The following is a 20,629-nucleotide window of genomic DNA, read 5'->3' as shown; positions in this document are numbered from 1 at the left end:
GTTACTTCAACTGGTAAGCCGGGTCCATCATCAGCGTGCGCAGGTACGCCGTACCGGCCAGCTTGACGGGAATCGGCGCGGTCGGCTCGATCGGCAACACCGCACGCTGGATGGAGATGCGCGGTGCAAGTTGCGGCGGGTCATCTCCATCCGCGCCAAACTGCGCAAGCCACTTGGCTGAGTTGAACGACACCATCGTCTGCGACTGCGCCAGCTTGAAGCGACCTTCCTGCCCCATGCCCTTGAGCGCCTGGCCCAGGCCCTGCACGGTGCCGCCCTGCTTCAGGTCTTCGCGCATGGCGGCCACCATCATGCCTGGCTTCTGCTGTTGCGCCTGTTGCTTGGCCGGGGGCGCCTTCATCTCGGTCGAGCGGAACAGTTGATCAAGAAACTGCTTGCGCCCCAGCAGCGTGGTCGAGTTGATCCAAGCATCGCCGCCGGGCCAGCCCTTCACGTTGGGCGGGGCCAGCAGGTTCTGCCCCAACTGCGCAGACTTGATGGCAAACGGCGTCGGGTCGGTGTACTGCACATTGAACTGCTTCAGCGTGCCGACAATCATCTCCACCGGCGACTTCACCAGCGTCGCGTGCGATTGCGGCGCCCAGAACGCCGGCGTCAGGAACAGCCCGCGCAATGCCACTTTGATGTCGTAGCCGCTTGCCCGGAAGGCATCGGCCACGCGCTGCGCCTGTGCCGCATCAACGTCCGGCGAAACGAACTCATGCCAGAGCTTGGTGACGATGAAGTTGGCCGTCTCGGGGCGCGACAGGAGGATGTCGAGCATCTTGTCACCGTCGTAATCGCCGCTCTGGCCGAACACCGTCTTCACGCCCGTGTCATGAATCTGCGGCCGCCAGATGTAGGCGAAATCGTGCTCGCGGTCGATGCTCCAGCCCGTATAGGTGCGCGCGGCTTCCTTGATGTCCTGCTCGGTGTAATGGCCCTCGCCGAGCGTGAACAGCTCCATCACCTCACGAGCGAAGTTCTCGTTCGGCTTGCCCTTGCGGCTTTCGGCGCCATCCAGGTAAATCAACATCGCCGGGTCTTTACCGATGGCGTGCAGCATCGTGCCGAAGTTGCCCACCGCGTTCTGCCGCAGCAGCACGTTCTGCCGGTACATCAACTGCGCAAACGGCACCTTTTGTGAACTGGAAACGAAATGGTTGTGCCAGAACAGCGTCATGCGCTCGGTCAGCGGTGACGGCGTCTTGATCATCTCGCCCATCCACCACGCGCGCAGCTCCAGCTCGTGCGCAGCGTTCTTTTGGCGTGCCGCCTTGCGGGCGTCTTCGTCCGGCAGCTTGTTGTACGGGATGATCGGCTCGTTCACCCACGCTGGGGGCGCTTGCGTGGCAACGGTGCCCGTCTGGGCAAGGACGCGGTCGACGGCTTCGCGGTGCGTGAGTCCGGCATAGGCGTCGAGTTCGCTTTCGGAAGGCGCAAAGCCAACGCGGGTGAGGAAATAGCGCGCATCGTCTCGGTCTAGGCGCTGCTCGTCGGCGGCGGGCGCCTTGGCTTGCGCGCTGTGGCGATGTGGCTTGTTCTGCGTTGCCGCATACGCGGGCTGCAGTGAAAGCGCGCCGGCTGCGGCCAGCGCCAAGAAGATCGTGGTGCTACAGATTCGCATGTCGGTCCCCCGAAACGACCCTACTGCTTTGCCGGGGCAGCGATTCGTGCGCCTTTCCTCGGCCCCTACCTAGCCGCCACGGTGGTAGATATCCCGCGTGACGTCATAGATGTTCTGACGCAATTGCTTGCGCTCCTCGGGAGACAGCTTGCGTTGCCCAGACCCACGATCAGCATTCTCACCACGGCGGTTTTCCATCGCGGCGGCACGGCGGCTGCGTTCATAGCCGCCATGCCCGCGCGCCGGACCCTGCCCCCCCTTTTTTTCCTGTGCGCCGGCCTGCATCGCATGCCCGCCGCCGAAAAAGCCGCCGAATCCGCCAAAGCCACCGCGATCACCGCGCGCGTGCGCCTGCGAGCCGGCCGCACAGAGGGCAAGAACACAGGTCAACAGCGCCGCGCGCCGCCGAAACATCACTGAGCGATTCGAAAAAGGGAGTTGAGAAGCCACGTCTTTGTTGCTGGAAACCGATGCGCCATGCATCATTGCGCGACAATCGATAACAGGCAACCGCATTGCACGCCAGTCCCCTCCGCGGGGGGAAACAGACCCCAAACCGTTGCGAGGAACTGCCAAGGCAGTGTAGCTGCGCGTCCTACAGACTGTTCGCGTGACTCGGTAAATAATGTAACCGTCTGTTTCAATTGGGCTTTTACTGCCTCCTGTTGTCGATTGGGCCCATGTTTTTGTCGTTACCATAAGCGCCATGGAAAATTCCGGTCAAAAGATTCTCGTCGTCGACGACGACCCCCGCCTGCGTGATCTGCTGCGCCGTTACCTGGGGGAACAGGGCTTCACCGTGCTGGTGGCAGAAAACGCCACGGCCATGAACAAACTCTGGCTGCGCGAGCGCTTCGACCTGCTCGTGCTCGACCTGATGATGCCGGGTGAAGACGGCTTGTCGATCTGCCGTCGCCTGCGCGGCGCAAACGATCAGACGCCGATCATCATGCTCACCGCCAAGGGCGAAGACGTCGACCGCATTGTCGGCCTCGAAATGGGCGCGGACGATTATCTGCCCAAGCCCTTCAACCCCCGCGAGCTGATCGCCCGCATCCACGCCGTGCTGCGCCGCCGCGGTCCGGCTGAAATCCCGGGTGCGCCGTCGGAGACGCCTGAAACCTTCGCCTTTGGCGATTTCGTCCTTAACCTGGCCACGCGCACGCTCAAGAAAAACGACGAAGAGATCACCCTCACGACGGGTGAATTCTCCGTGCTGAAGGTGTTCGCACGCCATCCGCGCCAACCCCTATCGCGCGAAAAACTGATGGAAATGGCGCGCGGCCGCGAATACGAAGTGTTCGACCGCAGCCTTGACGTGCAGATTTCGCGCCTGCGCAAGCTGATCGAACCGGACGCCAGCAACCCCCGCTTCATCCAGACCGTGTGGGGCCTGGGCTACGTGTTCATTCCCGACGGCGCCAAGTAAGCACCCGAGCAACCTTTCTTTTCCGCATCCGACTTGCGCATCCCGCGTCCGGCCGCGTTGCGGCGTCTGCTGATCAGTGTGTTTGGTTCGCTGTTCTGGCGAACCTTCATGCTGATCGCATTGCTCATCGCGATCTCTCTGGGCGTGTGGTTCCAGAGCTTCCGTATTTTCGAGCGCGAACCGCGCGCGCAGCAGATCGCCATGCAGGTGGTCAGCGTGGTCAAGCTCACGCGGGCGGCGCTGCTGTATTCCGATCCGTCGCGACGCCGCTTCCTGCTACTCGATCTCGTGCAGAACGAGGGCATCAAGGTCTACCCGCGCGAGAAGGAAGACGAATACCGCGAGCCTCACACCAATCCGTATCTGACACAGCTCGTCCAGCAGGAAATCCGCAACCGGCTCGGCGCAGATGCGGTAATCGCCACGGCCGTCAATGACATCCCGGGCGTGTGGGTGAGCTTCCAGATCGAGGGCGACGACTACTGGGTTGCCATCAGCCCGGACCGTTTTGAGCACGTGCCTGGGTTGCAATGGCTGTGGTGGTCGATGGCGGCGCTGGTGCTGTCGGTGCTTGGCGCAGCGTTCATTACGTCACGCGTGAACCAGCCGCTCAAGCGCCTGGCCGATACGGCGCGCGCCATCAGCGCGGGGGATGATCCGAAGGCGCTGCCCGAAGGCGGCGGCACCGAAGTGGCGCAGGCGAATCACAGCTTCAACCAGATGGTGCGCGACCTCAAGCAGCTTGAGGCCGATCGCGCAGTCATGCTGGCCGGCATCTCGCATGACCTGCGCACGCCGCTTACGCGCCTGCGCCTGGAAACGGAGATGAGCCCCGTCGACGAGCAAACGCGCGAACTGATGGTGGCCGACATCGAACAGATGGACGCGATCATCGGCCAGTTCCTGGACTACGCGCGCCCGAGCGGCGAGATGCTCGAAGACGTGGACCTGACCGAACTCGTGCGCGACACGGCGCCCGTCTACTCCGCACACGACGATATCGACCTGACGCTCAAGCTCGCGCCCGAGGCCATCGCCCGCTGCAACCGCATGGAAACGCAGCGCATTCTCGACAACCTGATCGAAAACGCACGACGCTACGGCAAGACCCCCGGCACGAATCGCGCCGAGATTACCGTCAGCACCTTCCTGCAAGGCAACGAAGTTGTATTGTGCGTGGCCGATCGCGGTGCGGGTGTGCCGACCGATCAGCTTGCGTTGCTCACCCGGCCGTTCTACCGCCTCGAATCGGCACGCAGCGAAGCCAAGGGCGCCGGGCTGGGCATGTCGATCGTCAATCGCATCTTGCAGCGCAGCGGCGGTCGCCTCGTGCTTGAGAACCGCACGCCGCCCGAAACGGGGCTGCTCGTGAGCGCCTGCTACTCGCGCGCCTGATCCGGCACACCGCCTGGCTGGCGCGTCCCGGCACATCCGGGCACACCCCCTGCTTCCCACCGCTGTCATGCGTCGCCGATCAGGTGCGGCGGCAGGCAGCGCTATGGCTGGCGTTGAGAATATCAATTGGCCGGTTTTGAAATCATCGCCAATACTCCAGCCGCCAGGCTGCACGCCTGCGCGTTCTTCGTCTCCGTCCGAACGCCTCAGCCGGACCGGACGGCCGGTGAGCGTGTGTTTGCAAATCCCCGTTTGGGTTCCGCACCCATTGCCACACAACTCCAGGAGAAGCTCATGAAGACCATTGGTGACAAGCTCGAACCGTTCAAGGTCGTCGGCGTCAAGCCCGGGTTCAACAATCACGAGGAGAACGGCCAGTCGGCGTTCGAAGACATCACCGAGACCTCGTTCCCAGGCAAATGGAAAGTCATCTTCTTCTATCCGAAGGACTTCACCTTTGTCTGCCCGACCGAAATCGTTGCCTTCGCCAAACTGAACGATGACTTTGCCGACCGCGACACCGTCGTGCTCGGCGGCTCGACCGACAATGAATTCGTCAAGCTCGCATGGCGCCGCGAGCACAAAGACTTGAACAAGCTGAATCAGTGGTCGTTTGCGGATTCGACAGGCGCCCTGGTCGACCAGCTTGGCGTACGCGAGCACGAGGCCGGCGTGGCGTTGCGCGCCACCTTCATCGTCGACCCGGACAACGTGATCCAGCATGTGTCGGTCAACAACCTGAACGTGGGCCGCAATCCGGACGAAGTGCTACGCATTCTCGACGGCCTGCAAACGGATGAGCTGTGCCCGTGCAATCGCGCGGTTGGCGGCTCGACGCTGTAACGGCCGCGCAGCGCCCTACTCAGCCGAAGCCCACCCTTGCTGCGGGCTTTCCTTTTCGGTGCTCGCTGACGGGAGGCATTCATGGAATTTTTGCAGACGCTCAAGAGCCGGATTCCGGACTAAGCCAAAGACATCCGCCTGAACCTGGACGGCACGGTCGCGCGCTCCTCGCTGGAGGGCAATGACGCGGTGGGCGTCGCGTTGGCTGCAGCTTTTGCCACGAAGAGCAAAGTGCTGACCGATGCCATCCGCAATGCCGGGGTGCTCTCACCCGAAGAGGTGAACGGCGCGCTGACCGCTGCCGCGCTCATGGGCATGAACAACGTCTGGTATCCGTACGTCGAGATGGCCGACGACTCCGACCTCGCGCAGCAGAAAGCGGAGTTGCGCATGAACGCCTACGCCAACAACGGCGGCGTCGACAAGCGCAGGTTCGAGATGTACGCCCTGGCCGCGTCCATCATCGGCAAATGCCATTTCTGCATCAAATCGCACTACGACTTGCTGAAGAATCACCAGGGCATGAGCGCGCAGCAATTGCGCGATGTCGGCCGCATTGCGGCTGTCATCAACGCGGCGGCGCAGGTCATCGCCGCCGAGTAACGCGCCGATTGCACAAACGAAAAACGGCAGCCCGGTTCGCGCCGGTGCTGTCGTTTGCGTTGCGCGATGCGGCGGGAACTCAGTCCTGCTCGGCGGCTTCTGCGCGATAGATCAACACCACCGCCTGCGCGACGATGCCTTCCTCCTTGCCTTCAAAGCCAAGCTTTTCGTTGGTCTTGGCCTTGACATTGCACCGCTCGGGCGCAATGCCCAAGTCCTCAGCCAGGTTGGCGACCATGCCAGGCACATGTGGCGCGAGTTTCGGCTTCTGCGCGATGACAGTCGCGTCGACATTGCCGACCGCATAGCCGGCCTTGTGCATGCGGCGCACGGCTTCGCGCAGCAGCACGCGGCTGTCGGCGCCGGCAAACGCCGGGTCCGTGTCGGGAAAATGCCGGCCGATATCGCCCAGGCCGGCGGCGCCGAACAGCGCGTCGGTAATCGCATGCAGCAGCGCGTCGGCATCGGAGTGGCCGAGCAGGCCGCGGGTGTGCGGAATCTCCACGCCGCCCAGGATGAGCTTGCGGCCCTCCACCAGCGCGTGCACGTCGTAACCCTGGCCAATGCGGATGTCCATCCAGTTCATGCTTGCGATGCCTCGTCGGGTTGTGCGCTCTGCGCGAGGATGGCCTCGGCGAGCGCGAAATCGTCGGGATACGTCACTTTGAAGTTGCGCAGCGCGCCCGGAACAAGCAGCGGCGGATGGCCGGCGGCTTCAATCGCGCTGGCTTCGTCGGTGACGATGCGATGTTGCAACAGCGCTTCCCGCAAGGCGCGCTCCAGCAGACCAAGCGGAAACATCTGCGGCGTCTGCGCTTGCCACAGTCCATCGCGCGGCACGGTCGCGCCGATGTGCTGTGCTGCATCGGCACGTTTGAGCGTGTCAGCCACGGGCAGTGCAAGGATGCCCCCCGCAGCTTGCGTGCCTTCGGCCTCTACAGCCGCAACCAAACGTGCGATCAGGGCGGGCGTCAAACCGGGGCGCGCCGCGTCGTGAACGAGCACCCAATCGTCATCGCGTGCACCCAGACCTCGCAACGCCGCCAACCCGTGGGCGACGGATGCGTGGCGCGAATCGCCACCGCAATCGACCTCCACCAGCTCGGGCGCGTCAAAACCACCGTCGGGAAATCGCTGCACCAGCGGTTGTGCGCCGGGCGTTGTCACCACAAGCACGGTGTCGATTTCGGGGCTGGCCAGGAACGCCTGCGCCGTGTGCCACAGCATCGGCCGCCCGGCGATCACCTGATATTGCTTGGGCAGGTCACCGCCGGCACGCGAGCCGGTGCCAGCCGAGGGAATCAGCGCAAAACGGCGTCGGCCAGGGAGGGAGATCGACATGACAGGCGGGAAAGTGAACGTGGGCGCAGCATTTGCGTGGGTTTTGGCCTCGCCAAGCGCGCGATTGCCGCGGATTTTATAATAGCGGTCTGCGTCACGACACCCCGCCTGCACATGCCGGCGGGGTGTCGTGCTTTGTCTTGCAGTCGTGCCCCACAAAACCTGACACCTCATGTCCGATTTTTCGCTCTCCGCCCTGCCCGCCGTCAAACCGGGCTCGCGCTTCGTCTTCAGCGGCCTGCAGGGCGCGGCCGACGCCCTGCTGCTTGCGCGCTACATGGAGCAGCATCGCGCCGCCGTGCCGATGCTGGCGGTGGTCTGCTCCAATGCCGTCGATGCCCAGCGCCTGGCGGAAGAGCTGCGCTGGTTTGCCCCGCAGGCGCGCGTGAAGCTGCTACCGGACTGGGAAACGCTGCCGTACGACAATTTCTCGCCGCACCAGGATTTGATCTCCGAGCGGCTGGCGACGCTGCATGACCTGCAGAACGGTGCGTGCGACATCCTGCTGGTGCCGGCCTCCACGGCCCTGCAACGCGTAGCGCCCCCGTCATTCCTGGCCGCCTACACGTTCTTCTTCAAGAAGGGCGAAAAGCTGGACGAGGCCGCGCTGAAAGCGCAATTCACGCTGGCCGGCTATGAGCACGTCAGCGCGGTGATGCGCCCAGGCGAATACTCCGTGCGCGGCGGTCTGATCGACTTGTTCCCGATGGGCTCGCCACTGCCATATCGGCTCGACCTGTTTGGCGACGAAATCGAGACCATCCGTTCGTTCGACCCGGATACGCAGCGCAGTCTCTACCCGGTGAACGAAGTCCGCCTGCTGCCGGGCCGCGAATTTCCGATGGACGAGGCCTCGCGCACCGCCTTCCGTGGACGCTGGCGCGAGGTGTTCGAGGGTGACCCGACGCGCTCGCCCATCTACAAAGACATCGGCAACGGCGTGCCCAGCGCCGGCATCGAGTATTACCTGCCGCTGTTCTTTGAAGAGACCGCGACGCTGTTCGACTACCTGCCCGGCGCCACGCACCTTGCCTTCGTGGGCGACATCGAAGGCGCGGTGCGCCGCTTCTGGGCCGACACCACGCAGCGCTACAACTTCATGCGCCACGATCGTGAACGGCCGCTGCTGCAGCCGTCAGCGCTGTATCTGGACGAAGAAGCGTTCTTCGTCGCGGCCAAGCCGCACGCGCGTCTGGTGTTGCGCGCGGAGCCCGGCGATGCACCGCTTTCGCTGCCGTTGCCGAACGTTGCCGTCAACCGCCGCGCGGAAGACCCGCTGGTCAATCTCGAATCGTTCCTGATGCGCAGCAATTGCCGCGTGATGATCTGCGCCGAATCCGCAGGCCGTCGCGAGACGCTTGCGCAAATGCTTGCCGCCAGCGGTCTGCATCCCGAAGGCGTCGCGGACTTCGCCGACCTGATGAGCGGCGATGCCAAGTTCGTGCTGGGCGTGGCACCGCTGTACCAGGGTTTCATCCTCGGCGACGAACGCATCGCGCTGATCACCGAGACCGAGCTGTACGCCCAGACCGTGCGTCGCACTGGTCGCCGCAAGCAGGAACAGGCCACCGCCGTCGATTCGATGGTGCGCGATCTGGCCGAGCTGAAGATCGGTGACCCAGTGGTGCACAGCGAACACGGCATCGGGCGCTACCAGGGGCTGGTCTCCATCGACATGGGCAACGGCGAGGAAGAGTTCCTGCACCTCGACTACGACAAGGGCAGCAAGCTTTACGTGCCGGTGCATCAACTGCACGTGATTTCGCGGTATTCGGGCGCCGATCCGGAAACCGCGCCGCTGCATTCGCTAGGCTCCGGTCAATGGGAAAAGGCCAAGCGCAAGGCGGCGCAGCAGATTCGCGATACGGCAGCCGAACTGCTGAATCTCTACGCGCGACGCGCGTTGCGCCAGGGCTTCGCCTTCCCGCTCACGCCCGAGGATTACGCCACCTTTGCCGAGAGCTTCGGCTTTGACGAAACACCCGACCAGGCCGCCGCCATCGCTGCCGTAATCGCTGACATGACGTCGGGCAAGCCAATGGACCGCCTCGTCTGCGGCGACGTTGGCTTCGGCAAGACGGAAGTCGCGCTGCGTGCCGCGTTTGTTGCGGTGATGGGCGGCAAGCAGGTTGCCATCCTGGCGCCGACCACGCTGCTGGCCGAACAGCATTACCAGACGCTGGTCGACCGCTTTGCCGACTGGCCAGTGCGCATAGCCGAGATCTCGCGTTTCAAGAACAAGAAAGAGATCGACACCGCGATCGAAGCCATCAACGCCGGCACCATCGATATCGTGATCGGCACGCACAAGCTGCTCTCGCCGGATGTGAAGTTCGACCGGCTGGGGCTCGTCATCATCGATGAAGAGCATCGCTTTGGCGTGCGCCAGAAGGAAGCGCTCAAAACATTACGCGCCGAGGTGGACGTGCTCACGCTCACCGCCACACCGATCCCGCGCACGCTGGGCATGGCGCTGGAAGGCCTGCGCGATTTCTCGGTGATCGCAACCGCGCCGCAAAAGCGTCTGGCCATCAAGACGTTCCTGCGCCGCGAGGAAGACGGCGTGCTGCGCGAGGCCATCCTGCGCGAGTTGAAACGCGGCGGACAGGTCTACTTCCTGCACAACGAAGTCGAGACCATCGAGAACAAACGCGCCAAGCTCGAAGAGCTGATTCCGGAAGCGCGCGTGGTCGTTGCGCACGGCCAGATGCACGAGCGCGAGCTGGAGCGCGTGATGCGCGATTTCGTGGCGCAGCGCGCCAACATCCTGCTGTGCACGACGATCATCGAGACCGGCATCGACGTGCCGACTGCCAACACGATCCTGATCCACCGCGCGGACAAGTTCGGCCTGGCGCAGTTGCACCAGTTGCGCGGCCGCGTCGGGCGCTCGCACCACCAGGCGTATGCGTATCTGCTGGTGCATGACGTAGACGGTCTGACCAAGCAGGCACAACGCCGCCTTGAAGCCATTCAGCAGATGGAAGAATTGGGGGCGGGCTTCTACCTCGCGATGCATGATCTGGAAATCCGCGGCGCCGGCGAGGTGCTGGGCGACAAGCAATCGGGCGAAATTTCCGAGATCGGCTTCCAGCTCTACACCGACATGCTCAACCAGGCGGTGAAGTCGCTCAAAGCCGGCAAGGAACCCGATCTGATGGCGCCGCTTGCGGCGACCACCGAGATCAACCTCGGTACGCCGGCCCTGCTGCCGCAAGACTATTGCGGCGATGTGCAGGAACGCCTGTCGCTGTACAAACGCCTGGCCAACTGCGAAAGCAGCGAGACGATCGACAACATCCAGGAGGAACTGATCGATCGTTTCGGCAAGCTGCCGCCGCAGGCGCAATCGCTCATCGAAACGCACCGGCTGCGCATTGCCGCCGCGCCGCTGGGCATCCGCAAGATCGACACGGGCACGAACGCCGTCACGCTGCAGTTCATACCGAACCCGCCTGTCGACGCCATCAAGATCATCGATCTCGTGCAGAAGAACCGGCAGATCAAGCTGGCAGGGCAGGATCGCCTGCGCATCGAAAACATTCCCGCCGAATTCGCCGCGCTGACGCAGACCATTCGCCACGCCATTCGGCAATTGGCGTGATCCGGTAGCATCCGCCGATCAGAACAAGGAAACCATCATGAGCACCGCCCCCACACCGTTCTCTACCCTCGACTGGACGAACAAGCTCGTCAGCTTCGACACCACGAGCCGTGGCTCGAACCTGGCGCTGATCGAAACCGTGCGCGACTACCTGCGCGGCGTCGGACTCGAATCGCATCTCTCGCACAACGACGATGGCAACAAGGCCAACCTGTTTGCCACGATTCCCGCAGCGGACGGCAGCGTGCAAGGCGGTATCGTGCTGTCGGGCCACACCGATGTGGTGCCGGTGGACGGCCAGAGATGGGACAGCAACCCATTTGCGCCGGAAGTGCGCGACGGCAGGCTCTACGGCCGCGGCACGTGCGACATGAAGGGGTTCATTGCCTCGTCGCTGGCGCTGGTGCCGTCGCTGCTGCAGGCCAAGCTGCGCGAGCCTGTGCACCTTGCGCTCTCATACGACGAGGAAGTCGGCTGCGTGGGCGCCCCGCGCATGATCGAAGACCTGATCGCGCGCGGCATCAAGCCCGCCGGCTGCATCGTCGGCGAGCCCACCTCCATGCGCCCGATCGTCGCCCACAAGGGCATCAACGCCTACCGCTGCCGCGTGCACGGCCGCGCCGCGCATTCGTCGCTCACGCCACAGGGTGTGAACGCCATCGAATACGCCGCGCGCATCATCTGTTTCGTGCGCGACCTGGCCGATGAATTCCGCGCCAAGGGCCCGTTCGACGATGCATTTGACGTGCCGTTCACCACGGCATCGACCGGCCTCATCAACGGCGGTATTGCGCTGAACACGATCCCCGCACTGTGCGAGCTGGTGTTTGAATTCCGCAACCTGCCGGGCGTGGACGCGCCGGCCATCCGCGCGCGCGTCGAGCACTACGTGCGCGAAACCATCGAGCCCACCATGCAGCGTGAGCACCCGGACGCCCGCATCGAACTTGACGAGATTGCCGCTGCGCCGTCGCTGGACGCATCGGAGCAAGCCGCCATCACGCAGCTTGTGCGTGTGCTGACGGAAGACAACGACAAGCGCAAAGTCGCCTACGGCACTGAAGCGGGGCTCTTCCAGCGCGCCGGCATTCCGGCCGTGCTGTGCGGTCCGGGCAACATCGAACAGGCGCACAAAGCCAACGAATACGTCGAACTGGCCCAGCTCGACGCCTGCGACCGCTTCCTCGCCAAGGTGGCGCGCAGCCTGATGGCCGAAACCGCGTCCGCCTAACGCTTACACAGCAACGCCTCACCTTTTGGTGGGGCGCATGCCGCCCGGGGCGTTCGCTACAATAGCGGGCTTCCCCGGCGCCGAACTGCCGCACCCCGCTCCTGTCACTCCATGCCCGTCATTCTGCAAAGCCTGTCGCCGCTGTCGACCGGCGACATTGAATCCATCCGCAGCCTGTTCGGCAGCGCCACCTATGAGATGCGCGCGCCCAACGTCGCGGCCATCGAATGGGTGCACGAACTGCCCAGCGAATTGCGCGTCCAGCTTGATGCCATCTGCGCCAACCTGAAGTTGGACTACGCGTGGATTCCCGACGAATGGACGTTCGGCGATTTCCGTGTGCTGGCGATGGACATGGATTCGACGCTCATCACCATCGAGTGCATCGACGAAATCGCAGATTTCTGCGGGCTCAAGCCGCAGGTGGCCGCCATCACCGAAGCGTCGATGCGCGGCGAGATCAAGGATTTCAACGAGAGCCTGACGCGCCGCGTCGAACTGCTCAAGGGTCTGGATGCGAGCGTGCTGGAGCGCGTCTATGCCGAGCGCCTGCAGCTCTCCCTGGGGGCCGAAAAAATGCTCAAGGCCGTGCAAGCGCTGGGCATCCGCACGCTGCTGGTTTCGGGCGGCTTCGAATTCTTCACCTCACGCCTGCAGGAGCGTCTGGGGTTGGACCGCACGCGCGCCAACACGCTGGAGATCGTCGACGGCAAGCTCACCGGCCGCGTGCTGGGTGAGATCGTCAATGCGGATGTGAAGGCGCAGACGCTCAAGGCGTTCTGCCAGGATCTGGGGGTATCGCCGCACAACGCCATCGCCATGGGCGACGGCTCGAACGATCTGAAGATGATGGGCGTGGCCGGTCTGTCGGTCGCGTTCCGCGCCAAGCCCATCGTGCAGGCGCAGGCCGACGTGGCGTTCAACGTTGTCGGCCTGGATGGGTTGTTGAATTTGTTTCCGCAGCAATAAGCTGCTGCGGAAATTTCCGCCTGCGGAAACGCGTTACGCCGCCCGCAGGTGCGTCTCCATCGCCTGCTTCAAATCCGCAATCAGATCTCGCGGATCTTCCAGCCCGATATACAGCCGCACAAAACCGCCCGCGTTCTCCCAATCGGCTGGCGGCCAGGCAGTCGCCGTGCGCATCGACGGGATGTTGTATGGCAGCGCCAGACTGTGCGCCCCGCCCCACGAAAAGCCGATCGCAAAGTAGCGCAGGCCTTCGATAAAGGCATCGATCTGCGCCTGCGAATAGCGTTCATGCAGCACGATCGAGAACAATCCGCTCGCGCCGGTAAAGTCGCGTTTCCAGTTTTCGTGGCCCGGACAATCGGGCAGCGCCGGATGAAGCACGCGCACGACTTCGGGTCGGTCCGCCAGCCATTCGGCCACTTCGCGGGCATGCGCGTCATGGGCGGCCAGGCGCGTCAGCAGGCTCGGCAGGCCACGCAGCACGAAATAGCAATCGTCTGCCGAAACGCCCCAGCCCATGCGCATTCGCGTGGCAAGCAGCTTGTGGTGCAGCGCTTCGTCGTTCGTGATAGCGGCACCCATCAGCACATCGCTGCCGCCTGATTGGTACTTGGTCAGCGCCTGGACGGAGATGTCGATGCCGTGTTCAAACGGCTGGTAATACACGCCGCCACTCCAGGTGTTGTCGATGGCGGTGACGGCGCCGGCCTTGCGCGCCACCTCCGCGATGGCCCTGCAGTCGGGCACTTCCATCGTCACGGAGCCCGGCGCTTCGAGCCACACGAGCTTGGTGTTGTGACGCATCAGGTCGGCAATGCCGGCACCGATCATCGGATCGTAATAGCGCACGGTAATGCCGAACTGGCGCGCCATCCACTCGCCATGGTCGCGGTTCGGTCCGTAGGCGTTGTCCGGAATCAGGACATCGTCGCCGGATTTGATGAGCGAGAAGTACACCAGCGAAATCGCCGCCAGCCCCGACGGAAGCAGCAGCGCGTGCGAGCCGCCCTCGATCTGCGCCAGCGCTTGGCACAACGTGTCGGATGTCGGCGTGGCATGCAGGCCGTAGCGCCAGTGCACCACACTGCCGCTGCCGAAGGCGCGCATGTCGGCGAGGTTCTTGAACACCACCGTCGACGCACGATGCGTGGCATGCGAGAACGCCGTGAAGCCCGGCGGGATATGCAATTCCGGATGGACAGCCTGGGTCGCGGGAAACATGGGCGGGAGCTTGGTGTCGTCGTTCACGAGGTTTCCTGTTTGATGGCGTATGAGCAATTTCTTGCTGCTTACCAGTGCGCGCTTGATCGCGTTGGGTTGCTGGACGGTGGCGCAATCTGACCCGGTGCGGCGGGAACTAGCGGCGTGATTGGCGTTGCGGGCACTGCGGCATTGCTGTTGGCTGCGGCATCGTAAGGCGGAATCACCACCACCGCGACGGGCCGCAGCACAAAGGGCAACGTGTGGCCGTCGTGTGCCACGTCCGTCCACGTGCCGCGCACAATGCCGTGACCGTCGATGGCGCCTTCCCAGGTGCCCGTGACGTGCATGCCGTCATCGGACTCCTCCATGAGAAAACCGCCGTTTTCATATTCGCCGGTCACCAGGCGCACGCCCGCCGCGCTGCCCGGAACGTATTCGCCGTGGACGCTGTCGATTTCACCGGCCTTGCGTCCGAGACGCATGCGAATCGGCATGTCGCCGATCACGCCGGTATAGACGGGATATTTTGCGTAGTCGGGCTGTGGTTGCAGCACACGGAGCGGCGGAGTCTGCGCCGAGAACCCGTTGTCGCCCTTCCTGGCCTGAGCGCGGCGCTTGTCGCCATCGGCAACGGCGCGGTTCAGGCCCAGGTCACCTGGCTGCACGTTGGTGCTGCCGGTCGATACGTCGTAGCCGTTGTTGGCGGCCGGCGTCTGCGCGGACACCGGCGCCACGCCTGCGGCCAGCACCAGCGCAAGCAGCGCGCCGGTGGGCCAAATCAGGCGTTCAATCGAAAAAATGGGTTCAGATGCGCTCGAACACCGCCGCAATGCCTTGTCCTCCACCAATACACATGGTCACCAGCGCGTAGCGACCACCGATGCGCTGCAGCTCGTGCAGCGCCTTGACCGTGATAAGCGCACCCGTTGCGCCGATCGGGTGGCCGAGCGAGATGCCCGAACCGTTCGGGTTGACCTTGGCCGGGTCCAGGCCGAGTTCCTTCGTCACCGCGCAGGCTTGGGCGGCAAATGCCTCGTTGGCTTCGATCACATCCAGATCCTTGACCGACAGGCCTGCGCGCTCCAGCGCCTTGCGCGTGGCCGGCACCGGGCCGATACCCATGATCTTCGGATCCACGCCAGCGTGGCCGTACGACACCAGCCGCGCCAACGGCTTGAGCCCGCGCTTCTCTGCCTCCGAGCGCTCCATCAGCACCAGCGCGGCAGCCGCGTCATTCAGGCCCGAAGCGTTGCCTGCCGTGACCGTGCCGTTCTCTTTCGTGAAGACCGGCTTGAGCTTGGTCATATCGTCGATGGTCGCGTCGTGGCGGACGTGCTCATCGGTATCGAACCGGATATCGCCCTTGCGCGACTTGATCGTCACCGGAACGATTTGGTCTTTGAAGTAGCCGGCCTGGATGGCGCGCGATGCACGCTGGTGCGATTCCAGCGCCGTCTGGTCTTGCTGCTCGCGGCTGATGCCGAATTCGCGGGCGACGTTCTCCGCCGTCACCCCCATGTGGATCGCGTGGAACGGGTCGTGCAACGCGCCCAGCATCATGTCGACCATCTTGGCGTCGCCCATGCGCGAACCCCAGCGGGCGGCGGGCGCAAGGTACGGCGCACGACTCATGCTTTCCGCACCGCCGGCTATGGCAACGTCGGCGTCGCCCAGCAGAACGGTTTGCGCGGCGCTCACCACAGCCTGCAAGCCCGAGCCGCAAAGGCGGTTCACGTTGAATGCAGGCGTTTCGGCCGACACACCACCGTTCACGGCGGCCACGCGCGAGAGATACATGTCGCGCGGCTCGGTGTTGATCACGTGGCCAAACACCACGTGGCCGACTTCCTCGCCCTTCACGCCGGCGCGGGCCAGTGCCTCGCGCACGACGAGCGCGCCCAGTTCGCACGGCGCCACATCCTTCAGGCTGCCGCCAAACGTCCCGATTGCGGTACGAACGCCACTCACCACCACCACTTCACGTGCCATTGCTGTCTCCTGAGCCATCGAAATTGGATGGCGGCCAGTATAAACGCACGACCGTTCGCAAAATTTAGGTACGACTACCTAAGTGGGTCAGACCTCGCCCCACAGGTCGTGGCCGTCCGCGCCGGTAATCTTGACCGACACGAAATCGCCCGCCTTGTAGCGCTTGTAAGGCTTCGACGGCGGCGCGATATAGACCAGGCCGTCGATCTCCGGGGCATCCGCCGACGAACGGCCAATGCCACCGTCCTGATTCACCTCGTCCACGAGCACACGCAGCGACTTGCCCACCTTGCGCTGCAGACGGCGCGCAGACACGCGCTCGGCGACTTCCATGAAGCGCGCGCGGCGCTCCTCACGCACCTCATCGGGCAGCGCGCCCGGCAGATCGTTGGCGGTGGCACCTTCGACCGGCGAATACGCGAAGCAACCCACGCGGTCCAGCTCTGCCTCGGCGATGAAGTCGAGCAGCGTTTGGAACTCTTCCTCCGTTTCACCCGGGAAGCCTGCGATGAATGTGCTGCGGATAGTCAACTCGGGGCACACCTCGCGCCAGGCACGGATGCGGTCCAGCGTTTTCTCGGCGTTGGCCGGGCGCTTCATGCGCTTGAGCACGTCGGGGTGGGCGTGCTGCAGGGGTACGTCCAGATACGGCAGGACCTTGCCTTCGGCCATCAACGGCATCACCTCATCGACGCTCGGGTACGGGTACACGTAATGCAGGCGCACCCAGGCGCCGTACTGCGACGCCAACTCGCCAAGCGCACCCACCAGTTCGGTCATGCGCGTCTTCAGCGGGCGGCCGTTCCAGAAGCCCATGCGGAATTTGACATCGACGCCATAAGCGCTGGTGTCCTGCGAGATGACGAGCAGCTCCTTTACGCCGGCCTTCAGAAGGTTTTCAGCCTCCAGCATCACTTCGGCCACCGGGCGCGAGACGAGATCGCCACGCATCGACGGGATGATGCAGAAGCTGCAGCGGTGGTTGCAGCCTTCGGAAATTTTCAGATACGCGTAGTGCTTGGGCGTGAGCTTGATGCCCTGCGGCGGCACCAGATCGATGAACGGATCGTGCGGCTTGGGCAGGTGCGTATGCACCGCTTCCATCACCTCGCCCAGCGCATGGGGGCCCGTCACAGCCAGCACCTTCGGGTGCACGCTCGTGATGATGTCCTGGCCAGCGGCGTCCTTCTTGGCACCCAGGCAGCCGGTCACGATCACCTTGCCGTTCTCGGCCAGCGCCTCGCCAATCGCATCCAGGCTTTCCTGCACAGCCTCGTCGATAAAGCCGCAGGTGTTGACGACCACCAGGTCCGCCCCGCCGTACGTGCCGGAGATCTCATACCCCTCCGCGCGCAGTTGGGTGATGATCTGCTCGGAATCGACCAAGGCCTTGGGGCAACCGAGACTGACGAACCCCACCTTGGGGCTCTGGGTACTGACGTCGGACATGGGAACAACCTGATGTGGGAGAGGATTTGCGCTGAGCACGTGGGTGTGCCGCGCGGTTGCGTATTTTAACCGTTCGCCGCGCCGGGGCGGCCAAGCCGAAGCTGCATCTGTTCGATCACGCACTCGATTTCCAGCGCGTCTTGCAGTCTGCGGATCGCATCGTGCAGTTCCGAGGCCTGCGGCCACGTCCGCTTCAGATAGCTGAGCCACAATTTGACGCGGCCATGCTCATGTTTGGCCGAGATGCGCGCATGCAGCTTTTTCAGATAATCGGCGAGGTAGCCCAGCACAACCGGCCATTCCGCCGCAGACGGCGTTTGATCCATCTGCCCGCGAATGCGCTGAGCCAGGAACGGGTCAGACACGGCGCCGCGCCCGATCATCACGTCATTGCAGCCGCTGACGGCCCGGCAGCGCTCCCAATCAGCCACGGTCCAGACTTCGCCGTTGGCCGTCACCGGAATGCTCACGGCGTCGGCGATGCGTGCAATCCAATCCCAATGGGCGGGTGGACGGTAGCCATGGTCGCGCGTGCGGGCATGCACCACGAGCGATTCGGCACCGCCTTCCGCCAGGGCCGTCGCACAGTCAATCGCACGGGAAGTATCGGAAACGCCGAGCCGCATCTTGGCCGTCACCGAAATATTGGCCGGCACGGCGGCCCGCACGGCATGGACGATGTCGTACAGCACTTCCGGCGTAGCGAGCAGCATGGCGCCGCCGCCGTGTCGGTTCACGACCTTGGCCGGGCAACCGAAGTTAAGGTCGATGCCGTGCGGCGTGAGGGACGCCGCGTATGCCGCATTGCGTGCCAGCCATTCCGGATCGCTGCCGAGGAGCTGGATGGTCATCGGTGTGCCGCTGGCGGTATAGCCACCGTTGCGGATCTCGGGCGTCTCACGTTCGTACGTGCGCGCTGGCAGCAGCGAGCCCGTCACCCGGACGAACTCCGAGACGCATCCGTCGTAGCCGCCAGCTTGGGTCAGCACGTCGCGCATGACGTAATCCGCGACCCCTTCCATCGGGGCAAGCAACAGGCGGCTCATGCGAAAACGGAAGACGGCCGGCGCACGGGCCGGGAGCGGACATCGAACATGGGGAGACCGAAGGGGGGAATCGTGATCGTCGGAGAGGCGTATGCCTCACCTGAAAGACACGTATTTTACCTTGCCGCCCTCACCCACGCCCGCCCAACAAAAAAGGCGAACCGCCATGCGATTCGCCTCGTTTTACCAGCCCGCCGAACTTACTTCTTTTCGGGCGGCTGGTTGAACGGGAATGTCCCGAACATGTTCTTGGCTTGGCTCTGCATCTGCTCCTGCATTTGCACGAACAGGTTTTTGCTCTGCTCGATGTAGTTGCTCATCATGCCTTGCATCATCGGCCCCTGCATGTTCATGAATTGCGACCACATGTCAGGGTTGAAGGAGTTGCCGCTGTACAGATCCTTCGAGTTTTCGGCCAGCTTGCTCTGGATGTCGACAAACGCCTGGATGTTCTTTTCCAGGTACGTGCCCATCATGCCCTGCATGGCGTTTCCATAGAAACGGATGATCTGAGCGAGCATCGCGCCGGAGAACATCGGCACGCCGCCGGTTTCCTCTTCCAGGATGATCTGCAGCAGGATGCTGCGGGTCAGGTCTTCACCGGATTTCGCATCGACGACGCGAAACTCTTCGGTTTCCATCACGAGTTGCTTGACGTCTGCCAGCGTGATGTACGTGCTGGTTTGGGTATCGTAGAGCCGGCGGTTGGGATATTTCTTGATCAGCCGTTCGGTGCCCTTCTTGCTGGTGGCCATCGTGCCTTTCCGTGTTGGCGATGCTGCTGCGGTGCAGCCGATGCAGTGCGAAATGACTGCACCGAGCGATGCAGCAAAATACGCGGTTGCCCGGCTGTTCCGATCTGCGCGCAAATGCTGCATTCAAGAGCAGCGCAGATGCATCCGGTTATGATCGGACGCCCCGTGTCTCCCTGCGGAGCGCCTCCGTGACTGGATTCTATGCGGATCGCCCTGCAAAGAAAAGGCGACCTCCCCCGGTAAAAACCCGCAGCATTTTGATGCGGCTCATGCACTCGAACAGTGTCCGGAGGGGACGCAAAAAGCCTGCTGCGATGCAATCGAGCATCGCAGCATGCAGGTAAAGGCAAGGGAAAAATTGCTGCATCCATGCTGCAGCATCGCCGCAGCATGGGCATTGAGCGTCAGCCCATGTGCAGGCCGCCGTTGAGGGAGAAGTCCGCGCCGGTGGAGAAGCCAGACTCTTCAGATGCCAGCCATGCGCAGATCGAGGCGATCTCCGTCGGCTCGCCCAAGCGCTTGACCGGGATGGTGCCAATAATCTTGTCGAGCACATCCTGACGAATCGCTTTCACCATGTCGGTGGCGATATAGCCCGGCGACACGGTATTGACCGTCACACCCTTGGTTGCGACTTCCTGCGCCAGCGCCATCGTGAAGCCATGCAAGCCGGCCTTGGCCGTGGAGTAGTTGGTCTGACCAAACTGCCCCTTCTGGCCATTCACCGACGAGATGTTGACGATACGGCCCCAGCCGCGATCAGCCATGCCGTCGATAACCTGCTTGGTCACGTTGAACAGCGAAGTCAGGTTGGTGTCGATCACCGCATCCCAGTCGGCGCGGGTCATCTTGCGAAACACCACGTCGCGCGTGATGCCGGCGTTGTTGATCAGGACATCCACCTCGCCCACTTCGGCCTTGACCTTGTCGAACGCGGCCTTGGTGGACTCCCAATCGCCGACGTTGCCCTCGGACGGCACGAAATCGAAACCGAGCGCCTTTTGCTGTTCGAGCCATTTCGCCTTGCGCGGCGAGTTCGGGCCACAGCCTGCGACAACGGTGAAGCCGTCGCGCGCCAAGCGCTGGCAAATCGCCGTTCCGATACCGCCCATGCCACCGGTGACGTATGCGATGCGTTTGGTCAT

At 63.5% G+C, this 20,629-nt stretch carries 18 protein-coding genes; 7 read left to right on the top strand and 11 right to left on the bottom strand.

Going from position 1 to position 20,629, the window contains the following annotated elements; genetic code table 11:
- Position 1 precedes the first annotated feature (1 nt).
- Both ACEN9T_RS16750 and ACEN9T_RS16745 read right to left on the bottom strand, forming a co-directional pair.
- Positions 2-1,627, bottom strand: coding sequence for a DUF1800 domain-containing protein (locus ACEN9T_RS16750; RefSeq protein ID WP_413708343.1), 1,626 nt, complete (start codon positions 1,625-1,627; stop codon positions 2-4).
- A gap of 69 nt (positions 1,628-1,696) precedes the next feature.
- On the bottom strand, positions 1,697-2,143 hold the full coding sequence (locus tag ACEN9T_RS16745; RefSeq protein ID WP_413708342.1) for a hypothetical protein: 447 nt from the start codon (positions 2,141-2,143) through the stop codon (positions 1,697-1,699).
- A gap of 190 nt (positions 2,144-2,333) precedes the next feature.
- Here ACEN9T_RS16745 and ompR point away from each other — a divergent pair, with 190 nt between their 5' ends.
- The 4 genes from ompR to ACEN9T_RS16725 all read left to right on the top strand — a co-directional run bounded on the left by ompR (position 2,334) and on the right by ACEN9T_RS16725 (position 5,897).
- Entirely contained in the window at positions 2,334-3,056 is a 723-nt protein-coding gene (ompR, locus tag ACEN9T_RS16740) for a two-component system response regulator OmpR (protein ID WP_004627064.1), read from the top strand.
- Positions 3,057-3,089: 33 nt separating this feature from the next.
- Entirely contained in the window at positions 3,090-4,451 is a 1,362-nt protein-coding gene (locus tag ACEN9T_RS16735; protein ID WP_092970192.1) for an ATP-binding protein, read from the top strand.
- 294 nt (positions 4,452-4,745) lie between these two features.
- On the top strand, positions 4,746-5,294 hold the full coding sequence (locus ACEN9T_RS16730; protein WP_092970190.1) for a peroxiredoxin: 549 nt from the start codon (positions 4,746-4,748) through the stop codon (positions 5,292-5,294).
- Between the two features lie 132 nt (positions 5,295-5,426).
- Complete coding sequence (locus ACEN9T_RS16725; protein WP_413708463.1) at positions 5,427-5,897, top strand: carboxymuconolactone decarboxylase family protein; 471 nt, start codon at positions 5,427-5,429, stop codon at positions 5,895-5,897.
- A 79-nt stretch (positions 5,898-5,976) separates the two neighbouring features.
- On the opposite strand, the gene ispF is transcribed toward ACEN9T_RS16725, so the two are convergent.
- Both ispF and ispD read right to left on the bottom strand, forming a co-directional pair.
- Entirely contained in the window at positions 5,977-6,483 is a 507-nt protein-coding gene (ispF, locus tag ACEN9T_RS16720) for a 2-C-methyl-D-erythritol 2,4-cyclodiphosphate synthase (RefSeq protein ID WP_413708341.1), read from the bottom strand.
- A complete protein-coding gene (gene ispD / locus ACEN9T_RS16715; protein ID WP_413708340.1) occupies positions 6,480-7,238 on the bottom strand; it encodes a 2-C-methyl-D-erythritol 4-phosphate cytidylyltransferase in 759 nt (252 codons plus the stop codon). Before ispD ends, ispF begins: the two co-directional genes overlap by 4 nt.
- Positions 7,239-7,410: 172 nt before the next feature.
- Here ispD and mfd point away from each other — a divergent pair, with 172 nt between their 5' ends.
- From mfd to serB, 3 genes are all read left to right on the top strand, one after another.
- Complete coding sequence (gene mfd, locus ACEN9T_RS16710) at positions 7,411-10,842, top strand: transcription-repair coupling factor (RefSeq protein ID WP_413708339.1); 3,432 nt, start codon at positions 7,411-7,413, stop codon at positions 10,840-10,842.
- Between the two features lie 37 nt (positions 10,843-10,879).
- The gene (argE, locus tag ACEN9T_RS16705; RefSeq protein WP_413708338.1) at positions 10,880-12,073 is read left to right on the top strand and encodes an acetylornithine deacetylase; all 1,194 of its coding nucleotides are present in this window, start codon (positions 10,880-10,882) and stop codon (positions 12,071-12,073) included.
- Positions 12,074-12,184: 111 nt separating this feature from the next.
- A complete protein-coding gene (serB, locus tag ACEN9T_RS16700; RefSeq protein WP_413708337.1) occupies positions 12,185-13,042 on the top strand; it encodes a phosphoserine phosphatase SerB in 858 nt (285 codons plus the stop codon).
- A 33-nt stretch (positions 13,043-13,075) separates the two neighbouring features.
- On the opposite strand, the gene ACEN9T_RS16695 is transcribed toward serB, so the two are convergent.
- The 7 genes from ACEN9T_RS16695 to ACEN9T_RS16665 all read right to left on the bottom strand — a co-directional run bounded on the left by ACEN9T_RS16695 (position 13,076) and on the right by ACEN9T_RS16665 (position 20,629).
- Entirely contained in the window at positions 13,076-14,290 is a 1,215-nt protein-coding gene (locus ACEN9T_RS16695; protein WP_413708336.1) for a cystathionine beta-lyase, read from the bottom strand.
- 41 nt (positions 14,291-14,331) lie between these two features.
- Entirely contained in the window at positions 14,332-15,075 is a 744-nt protein-coding gene (locus ACEN9T_RS16690; RefSeq protein WP_413708335.1) for a hypothetical protein, read from the bottom strand.
- Entirely contained in the window at positions 15,050-16,234 is a 1,185-nt protein-coding gene (bktB, locus tag ACEN9T_RS16685; RefSeq protein ID WP_413708334.1) for a beta-ketothiolase BktB, read from the bottom strand. Before bktB ends, ACEN9T_RS16690 begins: the two co-directional genes overlap by 26 nt.
- A gap of 87 nt (positions 16,235-16,321) precedes the next feature.
- Entirely contained in the window at positions 16,322-17,683 is a 1,362-nt protein-coding gene (gene rimO / locus ACEN9T_RS16680) for a 30S ribosomal protein S12 methylthiotransferase RimO (RefSeq protein ID WP_009240757.1), read from the bottom strand.
- 65 nt (positions 17,684-17,748) lie between these two features.
- Positions 17,749-18,729, bottom strand: a complete 981-nt coding sequence (locus ACEN9T_RS16675; RefSeq protein ID WP_413708333.1) for a tRNA dihydrouridine synthase — start codon at positions 18,727-18,729, stop codon at positions 17,749-17,751.
- A 200-nt stretch (positions 18,730-18,929) separates the two neighbouring features.
- Positions 18,930-19,484, bottom strand: a complete 555-nt coding sequence (gene phaR / locus ACEN9T_RS16670; RefSeq protein WP_024975563.1) for a polyhydroxyalkanoate synthesis repressor PhaR — start codon at positions 19,482-19,484, stop codon at positions 18,930-18,932.
- Between the two features lie 404 nt (positions 19,485-19,888).
- Positions 19,889-20,629 (bottom strand): 3-ketoacyl-ACP reductase, encoded by a 741-nt coding sequence (locus ACEN9T_RS16665; protein WP_024975562.1) that lies wholly within the window; start codon positions 20,627-20,629, stop codon positions 19,889-19,891.

It is taken from the genome of Ralstonia sp. Ralssp110, from assembly GCF_047325135.1.
Classification (GTDB): Bacteria; Pseudomonadota; Gammaproteobacteria; order Burkholderiales; family Burkholderiaceae; genus Ralstonia; species Ralstonia mojiangensis.
The sequence above is the reverse complement of the archived record's forward strand: the minus strand, read 5'-3'. Positions and strand labels throughout refer to the sequence as shown.

What these genes read in the sequence shown, in the direction of transcription:
- ACEN9T_RS16750 (WP_413708343.1), bottom strand. Translation starts at nt 1,627, where the DNA reads ATGCGAATCTGTAGCACCACGATCTTCTTGGCGCTGGCCGCAGCCGGC.
- ACEN9T_RS16745 (WP_413708342.1), bottom strand. Translation starts at nt 2,143, where the DNA reads ATGCGGTTGCCTGTTATCGATTGTCGCGCAATGATGCATGGCGCATCG.
- ompR (WP_004627064.1), top strand. Translation starts at nt 2,334, where the DNA reads ATGGAAAATTCCGGTCAAAAGATTCTCGTCGTCGACGACGACCCCCGC.
- ACEN9T_RS16730 (WP_092970190.1), top strand. Translation starts at nt 4,746, where the DNA reads ATGAAGACCATTGGTGACAAGCTCGAACCGTTCAAGGTCGTCGGCGTC.
- ispF (WP_413708341.1), bottom strand. Translation starts at nt 6,483, where the DNA reads ATGAACTGGATGGACATCCGCATTGGCCAGGGTTACGACGTGCACGCG.
- ispD (WP_413708340.1), bottom strand. Translation starts at nt 7,238, where the DNA reads ATGTCGATCTCCCTCCCTGGCCGACGCCGTTTTGCGCTGATTCCCTCG.
- mfd (WP_413708339.1), top strand. Translation starts at nt 7,411, where the DNA reads ATGTCCGATTTTTCGCTCTCCGCCCTGCCCGCCGTCAAACCGGGCTCG.
- argE (WP_413708338.1), top strand. Translation starts at nt 10,880, where the DNA reads ATGAGCACCGCCCCCACACCGTTCTCTACCCTCGACTGGACGAACAAG.
- serB (WP_413708337.1), top strand. Translation starts at nt 12,185, where the DNA reads ATGCCCGTCATTCTGCAAAGCCTGTCGCCGCTGTCGACCGGCGACATT.
- bktB (WP_413708334.1), bottom strand. Translation starts at nt 16,234, where the DNA reads ATGGCACGTGAAGTGGTGGTGGTGAGTGGCGTTCGTACCGCAATCGGG.
- rimO (WP_009240757.1), bottom strand. Translation starts at nt 17,683, where the DNA reads ATGTCCGACGTCAGTACCCAGAGCCCCAAGGTGGGGTTCGTCAGTCTC.
- ACEN9T_RS16675 (WP_413708333.1), bottom strand. Translation starts at nt 18,729, where the DNA reads ATGAGCCGCCTGTTGCTTGCCCCGATGGAAGGGGTCGCGGATTACGTC.
- phaR (WP_024975563.1), bottom strand. Translation starts at nt 19,484, where the DNA reads ATGGCCACCAGCAAGAAGGGCACCGAACGGCTGATCAAGAAATATCCC.
- ACEN9T_RS16665 (WP_024975562.1), bottom strand. Translation starts at nt 20,629, where the DNA reads ATGACCAAACGCATCGCATACGTCACCGGTGGCATGGGCGGTATCGGA.